General features: G+C 73.1%; 13 protein-coding genes. 10 read left to right on the forward strand and 3 right to left on the reverse strand.

What is annotated here, in order from left to right; translation table 11 throughout:
• Positions 1–44: 44 nt before the first annotated feature.
• The 4 genes from sucB (at position 45) to AC07FT_RS00750 (ending at position 6,430) form a co-directional block, all read left to right on the forward strand.
• Complete coding sequence (gene sucB, locus AC07FT_RS00735) at positions 45–1,787, forward strand: 2-oxoglutarate dehydrogenase, E2 component, dihydrolipoamide succinyltransferase (RefSeq protein WP_479172868.1); 1,743 nt, start codon at positions 45–47, stop codon at positions 1,785–1,787.
• 149 nt (positions 1,788–1,936) lie between these two features.
• Positions 1,937–2,560 (forward strand): GntR family transcriptional regulator, encoded by a 624-nt coding sequence (locus tag AC07FT_RS00740; RefSeq protein WP_479172869.1) that lies wholly within the window; start codon positions 1,937–1,939, stop codon positions 2,558–2,560.
• Between the two features lie 93 nt (positions 2,561–2,653).
• Positions 2,654–5,332 (forward strand): pyruvate dehydrogenase (acetyl-transferring), homodimeric type, encoded by a 2,679-nt coding sequence (gene aceE / locus AC07FT_RS00745; RefSeq protein ID WP_479172871.1) that lies wholly within the window; start codon positions 2,654–2,656, stop codon positions 5,330–5,332.
• Between the two features lie 132 nt (positions 5,333–5,464).
• Positions 5,465–6,430, forward strand: coding sequence for a helix-turn-helix transcriptional regulator (locus AC07FT_RS00750; protein ID WP_471195570.1), 966 nt, complete (start codon positions 5,465–5,467; stop codon positions 6,428–6,430).
• 284 nt (positions 6,431–6,714) lie between these two features.
• Here AC07FT_RS00750 and AC07FT_RS00755 read toward each other — a convergent pair whose 3' ends face one another.
• Positions 6,715–7,665 carry an SDR family oxidoreductase gene (locus AC07FT_RS00755; RefSeq protein WP_471195567.1) on the reverse strand — a complete coding sequence of 317 codons (951 nt, stop codon included), beginning with the start codon at positions 7,663–7,665 and terminating at the stop codon, positions 6,715–6,717.
• Between the two features lie 162 nt (positions 7,666–7,827).
• On the opposite strand from AC07FT_RS00755, the gene AC07FT_RS00760 reads away from it, so the two are divergent.
• The gene (locus AC07FT_RS00760) at positions 7,828–8,349 is read left to right on the forward strand and encodes a DUF4240 domain-containing protein (RefSeq protein ID WP_254743405.1); all 522 of its coding nucleotides are present in this window, start codon (positions 7,828–7,830) and stop codon (positions 8,347–8,349) included.
• Between the two features lie 75 nt (positions 8,350–8,424).
• Here the strand turns inward: AC07FT_RS00760 and AC07FT_RS00765 are convergent, their stop codons facing one another.
• The gene (locus AC07FT_RS00765; RefSeq protein ID WP_479172873.1) at positions 8,425–8,973 is read right to left on the reverse strand and encodes an N-acetyltransferase family protein; all 549 of its coding nucleotides are present in this window, start codon (positions 8,971–8,973) and stop codon (positions 8,425–8,427) included.
• A gap of 66 nt (positions 8,974–9,039) precedes the next feature.
• Between AC07FT_RS00765 and AC07FT_RS00770 the strand changes: the two genes are divergently transcribed.
• Positions 9,040–9,939, forward strand: coding sequence for a TIGR01777 family oxidoreductase (locus AC07FT_RS00770; RefSeq protein ID WP_479172875.1), 900 nt, complete (start codon positions 9,040–9,042; stop codon positions 9,937–9,939).
• Positions 9,940–10,233: 294 nt separating this feature from the next.
• Positions 10,234–11,547 (forward strand): NAD(P)/FAD-dependent oxidoreductase, encoded by a 1,314-nt coding sequence (locus tag AC07FT_RS00775; protein WP_479172877.1) that lies wholly within the window; start codon positions 10,234–10,236, stop codon positions 11,545–11,547.
• Positions 11,548–12,207: 660 nt separating this feature from the next.
• On the opposite strand, the gene AC07FT_RS00780 is transcribed toward AC07FT_RS00775, so the two are convergent.
• Positions 12,208–13,770: a regulator gene (locus AC07FT_RS00780; protein WP_479172879.1), complete on the reverse strand. Its 1,563-nt coding sequence runs from the start codon at positions 13,768–13,770 to the stop codon at positions 12,208–12,210.
• Positions 13,771–13,987: 217 nt separating this feature from the next.
• On the opposite strand from AC07FT_RS00780, the gene lipB reads away from it, so the two are divergent.
• The 3 genes from lipB to AC07FT_RS00795 all read left to right on the forward strand — a co-directional run bounded on the left by lipB (position 13,988) and on the right by AC07FT_RS00795 (position 16,415).
• Positions 13,988–14,803 (forward strand): lipoyl(octanoyl) transferase LipB, encoded by an 816-nt coding sequence (gene lipB / locus AC07FT_RS00785; protein WP_479172881.1) that lies wholly within the window; start codon positions 13,988–13,990, stop codon positions 14,801–14,803.
• A gap of 199 nt (positions 14,804–15,002) precedes the next feature.
• Positions 15,003–15,953: a lipoyl synthase gene (gene lipA / locus AC07FT_RS00790; protein ID WP_479172883.1), complete on the forward strand. Its 951-nt coding sequence runs from the start codon at positions 15,003–15,005 to the stop codon at positions 15,951–15,953.
• Between the two features lie 264 nt (positions 15,954–16,217).
• Positions 16,218–16,415 (forward strand): SCO2195 family GlnR-regulated protein, encoded by a 198-nt coding sequence (locus AC07FT_RS00795; protein ID WP_254745882.1) that lies wholly within the window; start codon positions 16,218–16,220, stop codon positions 16,413–16,415.
• Positions 16,416–16,421: the final 6 nt, after the last annotated feature.

A 16,421-nucleotide genomic window follows, 5' to 3' on the forward strand; every position in this document is an offset into this window, starting at 1 on the left:
GAGCGCGAACCATCCGTACAGATCGTTAAGGAGCAACCGAAACCATGGCGGTTTCCGTAACCCTGCCGGCGCTCGGCGAGAGCGTGACCGAGGGCACCGTCACCCGCTGGCTCAAGGCCGAGGGTGAGCGTGTCGAGGCCGACGAGCCACTGCTCGAGGTCTCCACCGACAAGGTCGACACCGAGATCCCGGCCCCGGCGGCCGGTGTGCTGTCGTCCATCAAGGTCGCTGAGGACGAGACGGTCGAGGTCGGCGCCGAGCTCGCCGTCATCGACGACGGCGGCAGCGCCCCCGCCGAGACCCCCGCCCCGGCGGAGGAGCCCGCTCCGGCGGCGCAGCCCGAGCCCGCCCCGGCCGCCGAGGCCCCGGCCCCCGAGCCCGCCGCGGCCGCCCCGGCCGGTGGCGCCGAGGGCACCGACGTGGTGCTTCCGGCGCTCGGTGAGTCGGTGACCGAGGGCACCGTCACCCGCTGGCTCAAGGAGGTCGGTGACTCGGTCGAGGCCGACGAGCCGCTCCTCGAGGTCTCCACCGACAAGGTCGACACCGAGATCCCGGCCCCGGCCGCGGGCACCCTGCTGGAGATCCTGGTCGCCGAGGACGAGACCGCCGAGGTCGGCGCCAAGCTGGCCGTCATCGGCGCCGCGGGGGCCGCTCCGGCCGCCGCCCCGGCCCCGGCCCCGCAGGAGGCCCCGAAGCAGGAGGCCCCGAAGCAGGAGGCCCCGAAGCAGGAGGCTCCCGCCCCGGCCCCGGCTCCCGAGCCGGTCCAGCAGGCCCCGGCTCCGCAGGCGCCCGCCGCCCCGGCTCCGGCGGCCGCCCCGGCCACCCCGTCGATCCCCGCCCCCTCCGCCCCCGAGGCCGAGGGCGCCTATGTGACCCCGCTGGTGCGCAAGCTGGCCGCCGAGAACGGCGTCGACCTGGCCACCGTCAAGGGCACCGGCGTCGGCGGCCGGATCCGCAAGCAGGACGTCATCGCCGCCGCCGAGGCTGCCAAGGCCGCCGCAGCTGCCCCGGCTCCGGCCGCCGCCGCGCCGGCCGCCAAGAAGGCCCCGGTGCTCGAGGCGTCCCCGCTGCGCGGTCAGACCGTCAAGATGACCCGCATGCGCAAGGTCATCGGCGACAACATGATGAAGGCGCTGCACGGCCAGGCCCAGCTGTCCTCGGTCGTCGAGGTCGACGTCACCCGGCTGATGAAGCTGCGCACGCAGGCCAAGGACTCGTTCGCGGCCCGTGAGGGCGTCAAGCTCTCCCCGATGCCGTTCTTCGTCAAGGCCGCGGCCCAGGCGCTGAAGGCCCACCCGGTCATCAACGCCCGGATCAACGAGGACGAGGGCACCATCACCTACTTCGACTCGGAGAACGTCGGCATCGCCGTGGACTCCGAGAAGGGCCTGATGACCCCGGTCATCAAGGGTGCGGGCAACCTCAACCTGGCCGGTATCGCCAAGGCCACCGCCGATCTGGCGGGCAAGGTCCGCGGTAACAAGATCACGCCGGATGAGCTGGCCGGCGCGACCTTCACGATCAGCAACACCGGTTCGCGCGGTGCGCTGTTCGACACCATCATCGTGCCGCCGAACCAGGTCGCGATCCTGGGCATCGGCGCCACGGTGAAGCGCCCGGCCGTCATGGAGACCCCGGAGGGCACCGTCATCGGCGTCCGGGACATGACGTACCTGACGCTCTCCTACGACCACCGTCTGGTGGACGGTGCCGACGCGGCCCGCTACCTGTCGGCCGTCAAGGAGATCCTGGAGGCCGGTGAGTTCGAGGTCGAGCTCGGCCTCTGACCGGCCCACGGCTGACGCCGACGGCTACCGGCCGCGCCCCGCACGGGTTTTCCGTGCGGGGCGCGGCCCGTTTCCGTCCGACGGTCCGCGGGGCGTTCCCTCGCCTGGATAATGGCTTCCGTTCACCGCTGGTCCCGAAGGAGCGCCCCATGGCCCCGCCCGTCGTCCACTCGCTGCGCGAGCAGATCCGCGAGCACATCGTGGAGGGGATCGTCAGCGGGCGCTGGAAGCCGGGCGAGCGGATCGTGGAGCGGCGGATCGCGACGGAGCTGGAGGTCAGCCAGACCCCCGTCCGCGAGGCGCTGCGGGAGCTGGAATCCCTGCGGCTGATCGAGTCGGCCCCCAACAAGGGCGTCCGGGTGCGGAACCTGACCGCCTCGGACCTCGAGGAGATCTATCCGGTACGGGCCGGACTGGAGCAGATGGCGGCGGAGCTGGCCGCAGCCCGGCTGGCCGAGGACACCTCCGCCCTGGAGCCCGAGGTGCGGGCGCTGTACGAGGCGGACCGCAAGGCCGACGGCGAGGCGCAGGTCCGGCACACCGTGGCCTTCCACCGCGAGCTGGTGCGGGCCTCGGGGAACAGCGTGCTGCTGCACACCTGGGAGTCGCTGGGCATCGAGATCTGGACGACGCTGTCCATCCGGTGGCTGGGCACCGTGCAGCAGTCCTACGCCGAGGAGCACCAGGCGGTCGTGGACGCCTTCCGGCGCCGGGACCCGCGGGTGGGTGAACTCGTGAAGGAGCATGTGCTCGGCTGTGCACCGCGTGCCTGATTTCGCGGCACGGAATGCCATTTTCGCGGTACGGAGCACTTTTTTCGCTCCGGCCCTTTGATCGATCATCGATCAGAACTTACAGTCGGCAGCATGACCGATCTCGCCAGCACGCAGCCGAGTGCGCTCGACCAGATCCCCGACCGGGACCCCGAGGAGACCGCGGAGTGGGCCGCCTCGCTCACGGCCGTCACCCAGGCCGCCGGTCCGCACCGCGCCGCGTACCTGATGCGCCGCACCCTGGAGCGCGCGGAGGGCACCGGGCTCACGCTGCCGCCGCTGCTGGAGTCGGACTACGTCAACACCATCCCGACCGCCGCGGAGCCCGCCTTCCCCGGTGACGAGGAGATGGAGCGGCGGATCACCGCCTGGAACCGGTGGAACGCGGCGGCGATGGTCACCCGCGGCAGCCGGGACGGCCTCGGCGGCCACATCGCCACCTTCGCCTCCGCCGCCTGGCTCTACGAGACCGGCTTCCAGCACTTCTTCCACGGCAAGGAGGCCCCGGGCGGCTCCGGTGACCAGCTCTACATCCAGGGCCACGCCTCCCCCGGCATCTACGCCCGCGCGTTCCTCGACGGCCGGCTGACCGAGCACCACCTCGACCGCTTCCGGCGCGAGTCGGGCGGTGACGGGCTGCCCTCCTACCCCCATCCGCGGCGGCTGCCCTGGCTGTGGGAGTTCCCCACCGTCTCGATGGGCCTCGGCCCGCTCTCCGCGATCTACCAGGCCCGGTTCAACCGCTATCTGGCGAACCGCGGCATCAAGGACACCGCGGGCTCCCACGTATGGGCCTTCCTCGGCGACGGCGAGATGGACGAGCCCGAGTCCACCGCCGCGCTCGCCCTGGCCGGGCGCGAGGGCCTGGACAACCTGACCTTCGTCATCAACTGCAACCTCCAGCGGCTCGACGGCCCGGTGCGCGCCAACTTCAAGATCGTCCAGGAGCTGGAGGCGCAGTTCCGCGCCGCCGGGTGGAACGTGGTCAAGTCCCTGTGGGGCTCGGCCTGGGACGAGCTGTTCGCGCTGGACACCTCGGGCGCGCTGGTGCGCAGGCTGCGCGAGGTACCGGACGGCCAGTTCCAGACCTACGCCACCCGCGACGCCGCCTACATCCGCGAGCACTTCTTCGGCGCCGACCCGGAGCTGGCCCGGCTCGCCCGGAGCGTCACCGACGCCAAGCTCACCGAGTGCTTCCACACCTCCCGCGCGGGCCACGAGCCGCGCAAGGTGCACGCCGCCTACCGCGCCGCCATGGACCACAAGGGCGCCCCGACCGTGGTCCTCGCGCAGACCGTCAAGGGCTGGACCCTCGGCCCCGGCTTCGAGTCGCGCAACGCCAACCACCAGATGAAGAAGCTCACCGGCAAGGAGTTCCGCACCATGCGCGACCTCCTGGAGCTGCCCATCCCGGACAGCGAGCTGGCCGATGAGCTCGTCCCGTACGCCCACCCCGGCGAAGACTCCCCCGAGGTGCGCTACCTCCAGGAGCGCCGCGCCGCGCTCGGCGGCCCCGCCCCCGCCCGCAAGGTCCACCCGGTGGCCCTGCCCGAGCCCGCGGCCAAGCCGTTCGAGGCCCTGGCCAAGGGGTCCGGCAGCCAGGAGATCGCCACCACCATGGCCTTCGTCCGGCTGGTCAAGGATCTGATGCGGGACAAGGAGACCGGGAAGCGCTGGGTGCCGATCGTGCCCGACGAGGCGCGGACCTTCGGCATGGAGTCGCTGTTCCCGACCGCCGGGATCTACTCCCCGCTCGGCCAGACCTATGACCCGGTCGACCGCGATCAGCTCCTGTACTACAAGGAGGCCGCGAACGGTCAGATCCTCAACGAGGGGATCACCGAGGCCGGTTCGATGGCCGACTTCACCGCCGCCGCCACGTCGTACGCGACCCACGGCGAGCCGATGATCCCGTTCTACATCTTCTATTCGATGTTCGGCTGGCAGCGCACCGCCGACCAGATGTGGGCGCTCGCCGACCAGCTCGGCCGCGGCTTCCTGATCGGCGCCACCGCGGGCCGCACCACCATGACCGGTGAGGGCCTCCAGCACGCCGACGGCCATTCGCATCTGATCGCCTCCACCAACCCGGCGGCGCTCGCCTACGACCCGGCGTTCGCCTACGAGGTCGGGGTGATCGTGCGGGACGGACTGCGGCGGATGTACGGTCCGGACGCCGAGGACGTCTTCTACTACCTGACCGTCTACAACGAGACCAAGGTCCAGCCGCCCATGCCGTCGGGCGAGGGTGTCGAGGAGGGCATCCTCAAGGGCCTGTACCGCTACCGGGAGGCCGAGGCGCCCGCCGCCGAAGCGCCCCGGATCCAGCTCCTCGCCTCCGGCACCGCCATCCACTGGGTGCTGGAGGCCCAGAAACTCCTCGCCGACGACTGGGGTGTGGCCGCCGACGTGTGGTCCGCCACCTCCTGGAGCGAGCTGCGCCGTGACGCCCTGTCCTGTGACACGGCGCGGCTCAATGGCGAAGACCGGGTCCCGTACGTCACCCGTGCCCTGGCAGGCGCACCGGGCCCGGTCCTCGCGGTCAGCGACTGGATGCGCGCGGTACCGGACCAGATCAGCCAGTGGGTCGAACAGGACTGGTCCTCCCTGGGCACCGACGGCTTCGGCCTCTCCGACACCCGGGAGGCGGCCCGCCGCCACTTCGGGGTGGACGCTCCGGCGATCGTGGTGGCGGCCCTGGACCGGCTGGCCCGCCGCGGCGAGGTGAACGGCACCGCCGCCAAGGAGGCCGCGCGCCACTACGGGCTCTGACGCCCGCCCCCGCTCCGCCGTCGTGCGGCCGTGTCTCGCGGTCGCACGACGGCGGGTCTCATGGGCACGCCGCTTCCGAAGGGGGCCGTCTCTTCCGCCGGGGCCCGCGCCGCGGAGGGGCATGATGGGCGGGTGCGCGCTGCCCGGCTGATCAAGATGGTGCTTCTGCTCCAGGCCCGGCCCTCGATGACAGGGGCCGAGCTCGCCCGTGAGCTGGAGGTCTCCGAGCGGACCGTCACCCGCGACGCCGCCGCGCTCTCCGAGGCGGGTGTCCCCGTCTACGCGGACCGGGGTCGCGCCGGGGGGTACCGGCTCATCGGCGGCTACCGCACCCGGCTCACCGGGCTCGGCCGGGCGGAGGCCGAGGCGCTGTTCCTCTCCGGCGTACCGTCCGCGCTGCGCGAGATGGGGCTCGCCGACGCCGCCTCCGCGGCCCGGCTGAAGGTCTCCGCGGCCCTGCTGCCGGAGCTGCGGGACGCCTCCTACAGCGTGGCCCAGCGCTTCCACCTGGACGCCCCCGGCTGGTGGCAGGAGCCGCAGACGCCCGAGCTGCTGCCACCGCTGGCCGACGCGGTCTGGGACGACCGGCGGATCACCGTCCGCTACCGGCGCCGGGACACCGAGGTGGCCCGGGAGCTGGAGCCGTACGGCCTCGTGCTCAAAGCGGGCGTCTGGTACCTGGCGGCCCGAGCGGAGGGCGACTTCCGGGTGTACCGGGTGGACCGCTTCGTCTCCGTCGAACGCGGTGAGGACCGCTTCGAGCGGGCCGGGGAGTTCGAGCTGCCCTCCTTCTGGGAGGAGCGGGCGGCCCAGTTCGCGCGCTCGATCCTGCGCGAACGGACCGTGCTGCGGCTCACCCCGGAAGGCGCCCGGCAGCTTCCCTACGTCACCGACCGCACGGCCGCCGAGGAGGCGGTGCGCGGCGCCGGGGAGCCCGACGGACAGGGGCGGATCACCGTCACCCTGTCCGTCGAGTCGCAGGAGGTGGCCTTCGGGCAGCTGCTGGCCCTCGGCCCGGAGGCCGAGGTGCTCGAGCCGCCGGAGCTGCGGGAGCGCTTCGCCGAGGCGGCGCGGCGCGCCGCCCGGCTCTACGGGTAGCGCTCCGCGGGGGGGCGTCGGGAAGCGCCGTCACGTCTCCACGGCCACGTGGTGGCCACTCGCGCAGCTCCCTACGCCCCTTGGGCGCGCACCCCACCGCCCGGACCCCGGCGACGCCGCTCAGCCAGTAGCGCTCCGCGGGCGGCGTCGGGAAGCGCCGTCACGTCTCCACGGCCACGTGGCGGCCACTCCCACAGCTCCCCGCGCCCCTCCGGCGCGTTTGGCACGCTCGTCGCGTTGTCGGGATCATGCGGGCCGATCCGGCACGACGTCGCGGACACGCGCTAGCGGTAGTCCTCCGCCGTGCCCTCCTTGCCGCCGAAGACGATGTCGCGGAAGTAGCCGACGCCGTCCGGCCGGGAGCCGTCGAGGTCGGTGAAGCCGTAGACCTTGGCCAGCTCACCGCTGAAGACGGACTTCCCGCTCCAACGGGCCCGGTCCGGATCGGCGGCGAGCGCGGCCACCGCCCGCCCCACGAAGTGCGGTGTCTCGGCGATGGCGAAGTGCGGTTCCTTCTCCACCGCGTCCCGCCAGTTCTCCTCGGTCACCCCGAAGTGGTCCAGCATCTGCTCGGAGCGCAGGAACCCCGGGGACAGGCACACCGCCGTGGCATCGAACTCCTTCAGCTCCTGGGCGAGCCCGAAGGCGGTCCGGATGGGCGCGTTCTTGGTGATGTCGAAGAAGAGGTTCACCCGGTAGGTCTTGTTGAACTCCTCGTTGCCGTCGGTGATCTCGACCACCAGCCCGCCCGGGTTCCGGACCAGCAGCGGCAGCGCGTAGTAGAGGGTGATGAGATGGGTCTCGATGCCGAGCCGGAGCATCCGCAGCCCGCTCGTCAGGTTCGTCTCCCAGGTCTTCTTGTCGAACTCGATCAGCGCCTCACCGCCCCAGAGGTCGTTGACCAGGATGTCCAGCCGCCCCCGCTCCCGGTCGATGCGCTCGACGAGCTGCTGTACCCGCTCCGGCTCCAGGTGATCGGTCGGCACCGCGATGCCCTCACCGCCCGCGGCGGTGACCAGCTCGGCCGTCTCCTCGATGGTCTCGGTGGGCCGGCCGACCTCGCTGGCCCGCTCCCGCGTGGTGCGTCCCGTCACATAGACGGTGGCGCCGGCCGCCCCCAGCTCGACCGCCATCGCGCGGCCCGCGCCGCGCGTCGCCCCCGCGACGAGTGCGATCCTGCCCGCCAGTGCGCCCTGAGTGCTCACGTAGCTGTCCCTTCGATGGGTGTCCGTCATGGCTGTGCGTTCGACGCTCGCAGGAAATCCCGACATCTTCTGTCGCTTTTTGTTCGCACTTTCCCGGGTCTCCGGCAGCCGGGTCGCTCTCCATAACGAGAGGGCCGCATCCGGGTCGCTCCGCGTGCGGGCGCGCCGGGGAGGGCCGATCCTGGTCCCGTGATGATGGACGAGACGGAGTTCTGGGGGCTGGTCGACAGCGCTCGGGAGGCCGCCGAGGGCGACCCCGAGGACCAGTCCGACGTGCTCGTCGAGCGCCTGTCCCAGCTCGACCCGGACGCCGTGCTGGACTTCGCGCGGCATTTCGAGGCCCGCTCCGACCGGGCCTACCGCTGGGATCTGTGGGGTGCGGCCTGGGTGCTGCTCGGCGGGGTCAGCGACGATGCGTTCGAGGCGTTCCGCTTCTGGTTGATCGGCCAGGGCCGGGAGGTCTTCGAGGGGGCGCTGCACGAGCCGGACGCCCTCGCCGAGCTGCTGGACGACTTCGACGACCAGGTGGACGGGGACTGCGAGGATCTGGGGTTCGCGGCGGACGAGGCGTATGAGCGGCTGACCGGGGCGGCCCTGCCGGAGCTGGGGCTTCCGGGGCCCCCGGACGAACCGGGTGGCGTGGCCATCGACTTCGAGAACGACCGCGAGCTGGCGGAGCGCTACCCCCGGCTCTGGGAGCGCTTCCGGATCTGACCCCCGGGGCCCGCGGCCGGCGCGGAGTCAGCCGGTCCGGCGGTCAGGCGGTCAGGCGGTCAGCCGGTCCGGCGGTCAGGCGGTCAGGCCGCGGCCCATCAGGACGTCGTCCACGTAGCTCCCCTCGATCAGGAACTCCCCCGGCAGGACGCCCTCCACGGTGAACCCCTCGGACTCGTACAGCCGCCGCGCGGGGGTGTTGGGGCCCAGCACCCGCAGGGTGATGCGGGTGGCGCCCGCCTGCCGGGCCCGCTCGTACGCGGCGGCCAGCAGCGCCCGGGCCACTCCCCTGCCGCGCGCCCGCTCGTCGACCGCGAGCCCCTGGATCTGCCGCACATGGGCGTTGGAGGCCAGCGGGATCGCGGCGACGAGCCGGAGGTAGCCGACGGGGTGCCCGCCGGTCTCGGCCACCAGGATGTGCTCGGGGAGGTTGCGGTCGGTGAAGAAGGTGGCGTAGGGCGGCTCGGGGCGCGGCTGCACCGAGTGCAGCGGCGACCAGGCGCGCCGGTCCAGTGCGGCCAGCGCGGTCTCGTCGTCCGCCACGGCGGCACGGACGGTCAACTCCCCCTCACCGGTGGTGCGGAGGGAGCTGGTGGGACGGGTGGGCACGGTCGGCTCGGACATGCCGGTCAGTGTGCCACCGGCCCCGTCGTCCGACATCACGTTCAAGATCGGGGGCAGGATGGTGCCATGCGCATCGCGGTCACCGGCTCCACCGGACTCATCGGCACGGCTCTCCTCCGCTCACTGCACGAGGACGGCCACGAGACCGTCCGGCTGGTGCGGCGCACCCCGCGCGGCGAGGGCGAGGTGGAGTGGGATCCGCAGCGGCAGTGGGTGGACACCGCGGGGCTGACCGGGTGCGACGCGGTGGTCCACCTCGCGGGCGCCGGGATCGGCGACCACCGCTGGACCGACGCGTACAAGCGCGAGTTGCGGGACAGCCGGGTGCTGGGCACCGCGGCCATCGCCGATGCCGTGGCCTCCCTGGACACTCCGCCGCGGGTGCTCATCAGCGGGAGCGCCATCGGGTTCTACGGGGACACGGGGGCGCGCGCCGTGGACGAGAACGCGCCCCCCGGTGACGGCTTCCTCGCCGATCTGTGCCAGGAGTGGGAGGAGGCGGCCGGGGCCGCCCAGGAGGCGGGCATCCGCACGGTGTTCGCGCGCACCGGACTGGTCGTCTCGCCCGAAGGCGGAGCGTGGGGGCGGCTGTTCCCCCTGTTCAAGGCGGGGTTGGGCGGGCGGATGGGCAACGGCCGTCAGTACTGGAGCTTTATCGCCCTGTACGACCACATCGCCGCGCTGCGCCATGTGATCGCCTCCGAGGAACTCTCCGGCCCGGTCAACCTCACCGCCCCCACGCCGGTCACGAACCGCGAGGTCACGGCCGCCATGGGCCGGGTGCTGCACCGGCCCACGCTGTTCAGCGTGCCGTCCCCGGCGCTGCGGATCGCCCTGGGCGAGATGTCCGGCGACGTGCTCGGGAGCGTGCGGGCGCTGCCCCGGCGGCTGATGGACTCCGGCTTCTCCTTCACCTACCCGCATATCGACGAGGCCCTGCGCGCGGCGCTGAAGGAGCAGCGCTGAGCGCGGTCCGCCGAACGTTCGGCGGAGGGGGTGCACGGGGCGGCGTCCGGAGGGTCGGACGGTGCGTCAACCCCGCTCCGGCGGCCGGAATTCCGACCGGTGGGTGACCGGTGTGCGACCGTCGTGCGACCGTGCTCGGTCGATGCGCGACTGCCCTCGAACGTTTTTCTGACTACCGTCAAGTACGTCCTCGCGTTATCCACCTCACGCTCCGTGTCGCGGGACTCACGCTTCCGGCCCGCTGGTTGGGGCATCAGGCCTCCGTAGCGAACGCACCGACCTCGAGGAGGGCACGTGCTCAGCAGCGCGCACCGCACGGACGTCGTCATCGTGGGAGCCGGTCTCGCGGGGCTGGCCGCGGCTCAACTGCTGGCCGGCGCGGGGGTGTCGGTCACGGTCCTGGAGGCCGCGCCACGGGTGGGCGGCCGGATGGCGACGGACAGCGTGGACGGCTTCCGGCTCGACCGCACCGGACAGTTGATGAACACCTCGTTCCCGGAGCTGCGGCGCGCTCCGGGGCTCGGCTCCCTCGCCCTGCGCCCGTTCACCCAGGGCCTGCTGGTCCACAGCGAGGGACGCACCCAGCGGTTCGGCACCCCCCGGAGCATGAGGGGCGCATTCACGTCGGCGCGCGCTTTGGCGAACGCCGCCCGTGCGCCCCTGGGCAACGGGCTCGACCAGGCCCGACTCGGTGCCGCGCTCGGCAGGCTCGCCGCCCTGCCCGCGGACCGTCTGCTCGCCCGCCCCGACCGGCCGGTCCACGAGACCCTGGGGGGGCGGGGCCTACCTGCCCGCACGGTCCAGGGGGTGCTGCGCCCGCTCCTGGTGTCGCTGCTCAGCGACCCGGAGCTGAATACCTCGAGCCGCTGTGCCGATCTGGCCCTGCGCGGCTACGCACGCGGCCGCCTCTGCCTTCCGGCGGGCGGCGCGGCCACCGTCCCCGAACTGCTGGCGGCCACCCTGCCGCCGGGGACGGTCCACACCGGCGTCCGCGCCGTCGCGGCCTCCACCACCGCCGTGGCCACCGCCGAACACGGTGAGATCGGCTGTCGCGCGGTCCTGGTGGCCACGGGGGCGCACGACGCCGCGGCGCTCCTGCCCGGTCTGCGGCTCCCGGCCTTCCACCCGGTGACGGTGCTGCACCACACCGCCGACCGCCCACCGCTGCGCGAACCCGCGCTGGTCCTCGCGGCCGACGGCCCGGGCCCGGTGGCGCACACCATGGTGGCCAGCGAGGTGGACCCCTCGCGCACCCCGCCCGGCCGGGTGCTGATCACCTCCACGGTGCTCGGCCCCGCCGCCGGACGCCCCACCGCCGAACTCGACCGGGCCGCCCGCGACCAACTGGCCGCCGTCTACGGCACGTCCACGGCCCGCTGGGGGCTGCTGGCCGCCCACCACGACCCGTACGCCGTCCCGGCCATGCCCGCACCCCATGACCTGCGCCGTCCGGTGCGGCTGCTGTCCGGGCTGTACGTCTGCGGCGACCACCGCGACTCCAGCACGGTGCAGGGCGCGCTCGTCTCCGGCCGCCGCGCCGCCCGCGCGGTGCTCACCGACTTCGGAGCCCCGCCAGGTTCCGGCACCACCCTCTCCGCCGCGGCCTGACCACGCGGGCCCGGCCGACGCCCACGCGGGCCCGGCCCGGATCACCCCGCGCGGGCTGACTCGCCCGCGCGGGGGCGCGGCAGCCGCACGCCCGGCTCAGCCTCCGACAGGACGGCACGGACCGTTCCAGCGGCCGACAGCCCCTCGCGGGCTGCCGGGTGCCGCCGCCGTCCGTCAATCGGCCGGAGACGCCCTGCGGGGCCGCCGGGCCCCGGTCCGACCCCACCCGTCCGTACCCCGACCCCGGCCCGCACCCCGGGACGACCGCTGCCCGCCCGCAACAGCCACCCGACGCACCCCCACGGGGGCGCCGGGCCCATGGGTTGGTTCGGCGGCCGACAGCCCGGCGCGGGCAGCCGAGGGCCGCCGCAACCCCAGCCACCGACCGGACGCCCCGTGGGGCATCGAGCCGCCCCCGGCGAACGGGCGCGGCCCGTCCGGCCCCGGCACCGCCGCATTCCGCCCAACGGCCACTGGACGCGCCGCAGGGGCCCGCCGAGTCCGGCCGCTGTCCGGCCACCGGCCGGACACACACCCCGTGGGGGCGCCGGCCCCTGGCCCGGGACCGGCCGTCAGCTGGCCTGGATCGTGCCCCGGGACGGCCGGTATCCGGCCATGCCCTTGGGCGGCCCCCGGCAGACCCGGGGGCCGCCCGCAGGGCTACTGGAGGGCGGCTACGCGCTCCCGGTAGCCCCGCACCGGGGCCGCGTCGCGGTACGGCTCGAGACGGCGCTCGAAGTCCCGTACGTAGTCCAGCGCCCGCATCGACCGCATCTCGGACGCCTGCTGCGCCGCCTCGGCGCCCAGTGCGCACGCCTGCTCCAGCTCACCGAGGCCCAGCCGCGCGGTGGCCAGCACCACCCGGCAGAACAGCCTGCTGCGCGCGTATCCGTTGCCGCGCAGCTGGAGCGAGCGCTCGGCGTGCTGGGCGGCGGCCCGGTACTGCTGGAGGTCGCGGTGGCAGTGGCCGAACTCGTCCGCGAGCTGTGCCTCGTCGAAGAACCGCGCCCAGTACGGCACGTCGTCACCCGGCCGCGCCGTCTCCAGCGCGCGCTCCGCACGGGCCAGCGAGGCCGTGCAGGCCCGCACCTCCCCCAGCACTCCGTGGCCGCGCGCCTCGACCGCGTGCAGCAGCGACTGGAGCACCGGCGGCGCACCACCGCCGACGCCCTGCTGGGCCACCCGGGCCAGCTGCACGGCCTCACGGCCGTGGCCGAGGTAGACGGCCTGGCGGCTCATCGTCACCAGGACGTAGCTGCCGTACGCCCGGTCCCCGGCCGCCTGCGCCAGCCGCAGCGCCTGGACGAAGTAGCGCTGGGCCAGACCGTGGGCGGCGATGTCGTACGAGGTCCACCCGGCCAGCCGGGTCAGATCCGCGACCGCCCCGAACAGCCGCCGCCCCACCGCCTCGCTGTAGGTGCCGCGCAGCATCGGCTCGCCCTCGTGCTCGAGGTAGCGCACCAGGGCCTGCCGGGCGTGACCGCCGCCGTACGTCTGGTCCAGCGTCCGGAACAGCTCGCTGACCGAGCGCAGCGCCGCGATGTCCCCGGTGGTCACCCGGTGGCCGGGGCCGCGCTGGCAGCGGTCCGCCTGCCGCTGGCGGGGCACCGGGGCCCGGCCCGCCGCGGGCGCGCGTCCGGGCGTGGCCGGCGGGGCACCGGGACGGCCGCCCTGGGCGGGCAGCCGGACGGCGGCCGGGGCCACGGCGGCGGCGCCCGCCGCGCTGACGCCCGGCGCCGCGGCCGGGGCCGGGACCGCCGGGGGCTCTCCGCGCGCCACCCGGTCGTCGGGCCGTCCGATCAGCCAGTCACGGCTGGGGACCACCAGACCCGCCGGGGTGAACGCGATCTTCCGTAGCTCCGCGTGACTGCCGGAGTCCTTCCGCCAGAGCCCGCTGACGATGTCCACGGCCTCCTGCGGGGTGGCCGCGAACTCCAGCCCCGCGTAGACCGGCGCACACGCGTCCAGCCCCAGGTCCTGGGCGGACAGCCGGCGTCCCAGCCGCCGGGTGAACACCTCGGCGATCAGCGCCGGAGTGGTGCCGCGTGGCTGCTGTCCGCGCAGCCAGCGGGTCACCGAGGTCTTGTCGTAGCGCAGATCGAGGCCGTGCTCCAGCCCGAGCTGGTCCACCCGCCGGGCCAGCCCGGCGTTGGAGAAGCCAGCCTCGGCAATGAGCGCAGCGAGCTGACGATTGGGAATGCGCTGCGGGGGTCGTTCCGTCATCAGCCTGCCGGTCTCCCTGATCGCCCTGTGGAACGGCGCGAATTTAACTGCCGCTCGAGGGCTGATCGCGGCCGTCGGGCGGCATTCATCCGATCGTGTGAGAACGAGCCCGATGGGGGCGACCTGATCCACGGTCGTACAGTGGCTGGGGCGCCGCCGCCAGGCATCGCCACTCACTTGTACGAGGTCCTTGAACAGGTCCGAACAGGAGCCCGCCGTGACCGCATCGTCCCCGGGGGAGATCCCCGGCTCCTCGTCGCTGCGCTATGTCCACCTCGGGTTCGGGGCGGACGCCGTGGACTACGAGGAGGCGTGGCAGGAGCAGCGCCGGGTGCACGCCGCGCGCTTCGCCGACGAGATCCCCGACACCTGTCTCCTGCTGGAGCACCCGGCGGTCTACACGGCCGGCCGGCGCACCGCCGACAACGAGCGCCCGCTCGACGGCACCCCGGTGGTGGACGTGGACCGCGGCGGCAAGATCACCTGGCATGGCCCCGGCCAGCTGGTGGGCTACCCGATCCTGAAGCTGCCGCGTCCGGTGGACGTGATCGCGCACGTCCGGCGCCTGGAGGACGCGCTCCTGCTGACCTGCGCGGAGTTCGGTGTGGAGACCACCCGGGTGGAGGGCCGCAGCGGGGTGTGGGTGCTGGGCGACCCGGTCGAGCAGCGCCAGTCGCCCGGCGGACTGAGCCTGGACTTCGACCCCCGGATCGACGACGAGGAGTTCGACCCCCGGATGAACGGTCCGGAGTACGCGCCGTCCAACGCCGGACAGCGCCGTGAGGACCGCAAACTGGCCGCGATCGGGGTGCGCATCGCCAAGGGCGTGACCATGCACGGCTTCTCGCTGAACTGCAATCCGGACAACACCTGGTTCGACCGGATCGTGCCCTGCGGGATCCGGGACGCGGGCGTGACCTCGCTCTCGGAGGAGCTGGGCCGGGACGTCCCGGTCTCGGAGGTGCTCCCGGTGGTCGAGAAGCACCTGCGGACCGTCCTGGAGGGGGCCATCCCGATGCCGCGGGCCGTCTAGCCGTCCGGCCCCGGGCACCGGGGCGTGAGGGGCGTCGTGACGCCGCTCACCTGCCCGGGGGAATGGTCCTTGCGGCCCATGGGTTGCCCTGGACGTAAATCCGTACGAATGACGGGCGTACCCTGGTGACCGCCGACGATTCGAAAGCCGCGCCAGCAAACTCGCCAGCCGAGCCGCCAAGCAAAGAGGAGTGCCGGACGTGTCCGCAGTCGCACCCGACGGACGGAAGATGCTGCGTCTGGAGGTCCGGAACAGCCAGACCCCCATCGAGCGCAAGCCGGAGTGGATCAAGACCCGGGCGAAGATGGGTCCCGAGTACACCGAGCTGCACGGCCTGGTGAAGCGCGAGGGCCTGCACACCGTGTGCCAGGAGGCCGGCTGTCCGAACATCTATGAGTGCTGGGAGGACCGCGAGGCGACCTTCCTCATCGGCGGTGACCAGTGCACCCGGCGGTGTGACTTCTGCCAGATCGACACCGGCAAGCCCCAGGCCCTGGACCGGGACGAGCCGCGCCGGGTGGCCGAATCCGTACGCACCATGGAGCTGAAGTACGCCACCATCACCGGTGTCGCCCGTGACGACCTGGAGGACGGCGGCGCCTGGCTGTACGCGGAGACCGTCCGCCAGATCCACTCCCTGATGCCGGACACCGGTGTCGAGCTGCTGATCCCCGACTTCAACGCGGTTCCCGAGCAGCTCGCCGAGGTCTTCTCGTCCCGTCCCGAGGTGCTGGCCCACAACGTGGAGACGGTCCCGCGGATCTTCAAGCGGATCCGTCCCGGCTTCCGCTACGAGCGTTCGCTCGAGGTCATCACCAAGGCGCGCGAGGCGGGTCTGGTCACCAAGTCCAACCTGATCCTGGGCATGGGCGAGGAGCGCGAGGAGATCAGCCAGGCACTCCAGGACCTCCATGACGCGGGCTGTGAACTGATCACGATCACGCAGTACCTGCGGCCGTCCGTGCGCCACCACCCGGTGGACCGCTGGGTCAAGCCGCAGGAGTTCGTCGAGCTCAAGGAGGAGGCTGAGGAGATCGGCTACGCCGGTGTCATGTCCGGCCCCCTCGTCCGCTCGTCGTACCGCGCAGGGCGCCTCTACCAGCAGGCGATCGACCGGCGTAACGTCGCAGTGGCCTCACCGGGCATCTGAACCACACAGCACCGCTCGGCTCCGCGCCGCCCCACCGGGCACCGGGTGTGTGAGCAGCAACACGCTGTGTGAGTACCGGCACACGCGCACATCACCGGCCCGCGCCCTTCCGCAGGTCAGGGGGAGGGTACGGGCCGTACCCAGGCTTCATCGGTGTTTGACCGCCCGGTCACGCGCTGGTAACACCATTGGGTAACGATTAAGCCACGCACTGCTTATCTGTAGTGCATGCGTCGTGATCATCCGCTGCTTCGAGGGGATCCCATGTCGGCTGCGCCCGTACGCCCGTCCGTCACCGACGCGCTGCTCGCCCTGGAGGGTCTGCTGCTGCGCGGCGGGCAGCGCACCGCCCGCCGCAACGCCTGGACCGCGGTGCTGGAGGACCGGCGCCGGGCCAAGGACCGGCACGAGGCCGAGCACGTACTGGAGGCCGTGTCCGCCGGGGCTTCCCAGGCCACGTAAACTTCG

Source organism: Streptomyces sp. NPDC045899 (genome assembly GCF_056431485.1).

Bases quoted from the DNA above. Each gene is read 5' to 3' on its own strand.
- aceE (WP_479172871.1), top strand. From the start codon at position 2,654: ATGACCGATCTCGCCAGCACGCAGCCGAGTGCGCTCGACCAGATCCCC.
- AC07FT_RS00780 (WP_479172879.1), bottom strand. From the start codon at position 13,770: ATGACGGAACGACCCCCGCAGCGCATTCCCAATCGTCAGCTCGCTGCG.
- AC07FT_RS00760 (WP_254743405.1), top strand. From the start codon at position 7,828: ATGATGGACGAGACGGAGTTCTGGGGGCTGGTCGACAGCGCTCGGGAG.
- AC07FT_RS00755 (WP_471195567.1), bottom strand. From the start codon at position 7,665: ATGACGGACACCCATCGAAGGGACAGCTACGTGAGCACTCAGGGCGCA.
- AC07FT_RS00770 (WP_479172875.1), top strand. From the start codon at position 9,040: ATGCGCATCGCGGTCACCGGCTCCACCGGACTCATCGGCACGGCTCTC.
- AC07FT_RS00795 (WP_254745882.1), top strand. From the start codon at position 16,218: ATGTCGGCTGCGCCCGTACGCCCGTCCGTCACCGACGCGCTGCTCGCC.
- AC07FT_RS00740 (WP_479172869.1), top strand. From the start codon at position 1,937: ATGGCCCCGCCCGTCGTCCACTCGCTGCGCGAGCAGATCCGCGAGCAC.
- sucB (WP_479172868.1), top strand. From the start codon at position 45: ATGGCGGTTTCCGTAACCCTGCCGGCGCTCGGCGAGAGCGTGACCGAG.
- AC07FT_RS00765 (WP_479172873.1), bottom strand. From the start codon at position 8,973: ATGTCCGAGCCGACCGTGCCCACCCGTCCCACCAGCTCCCTCCGCACC.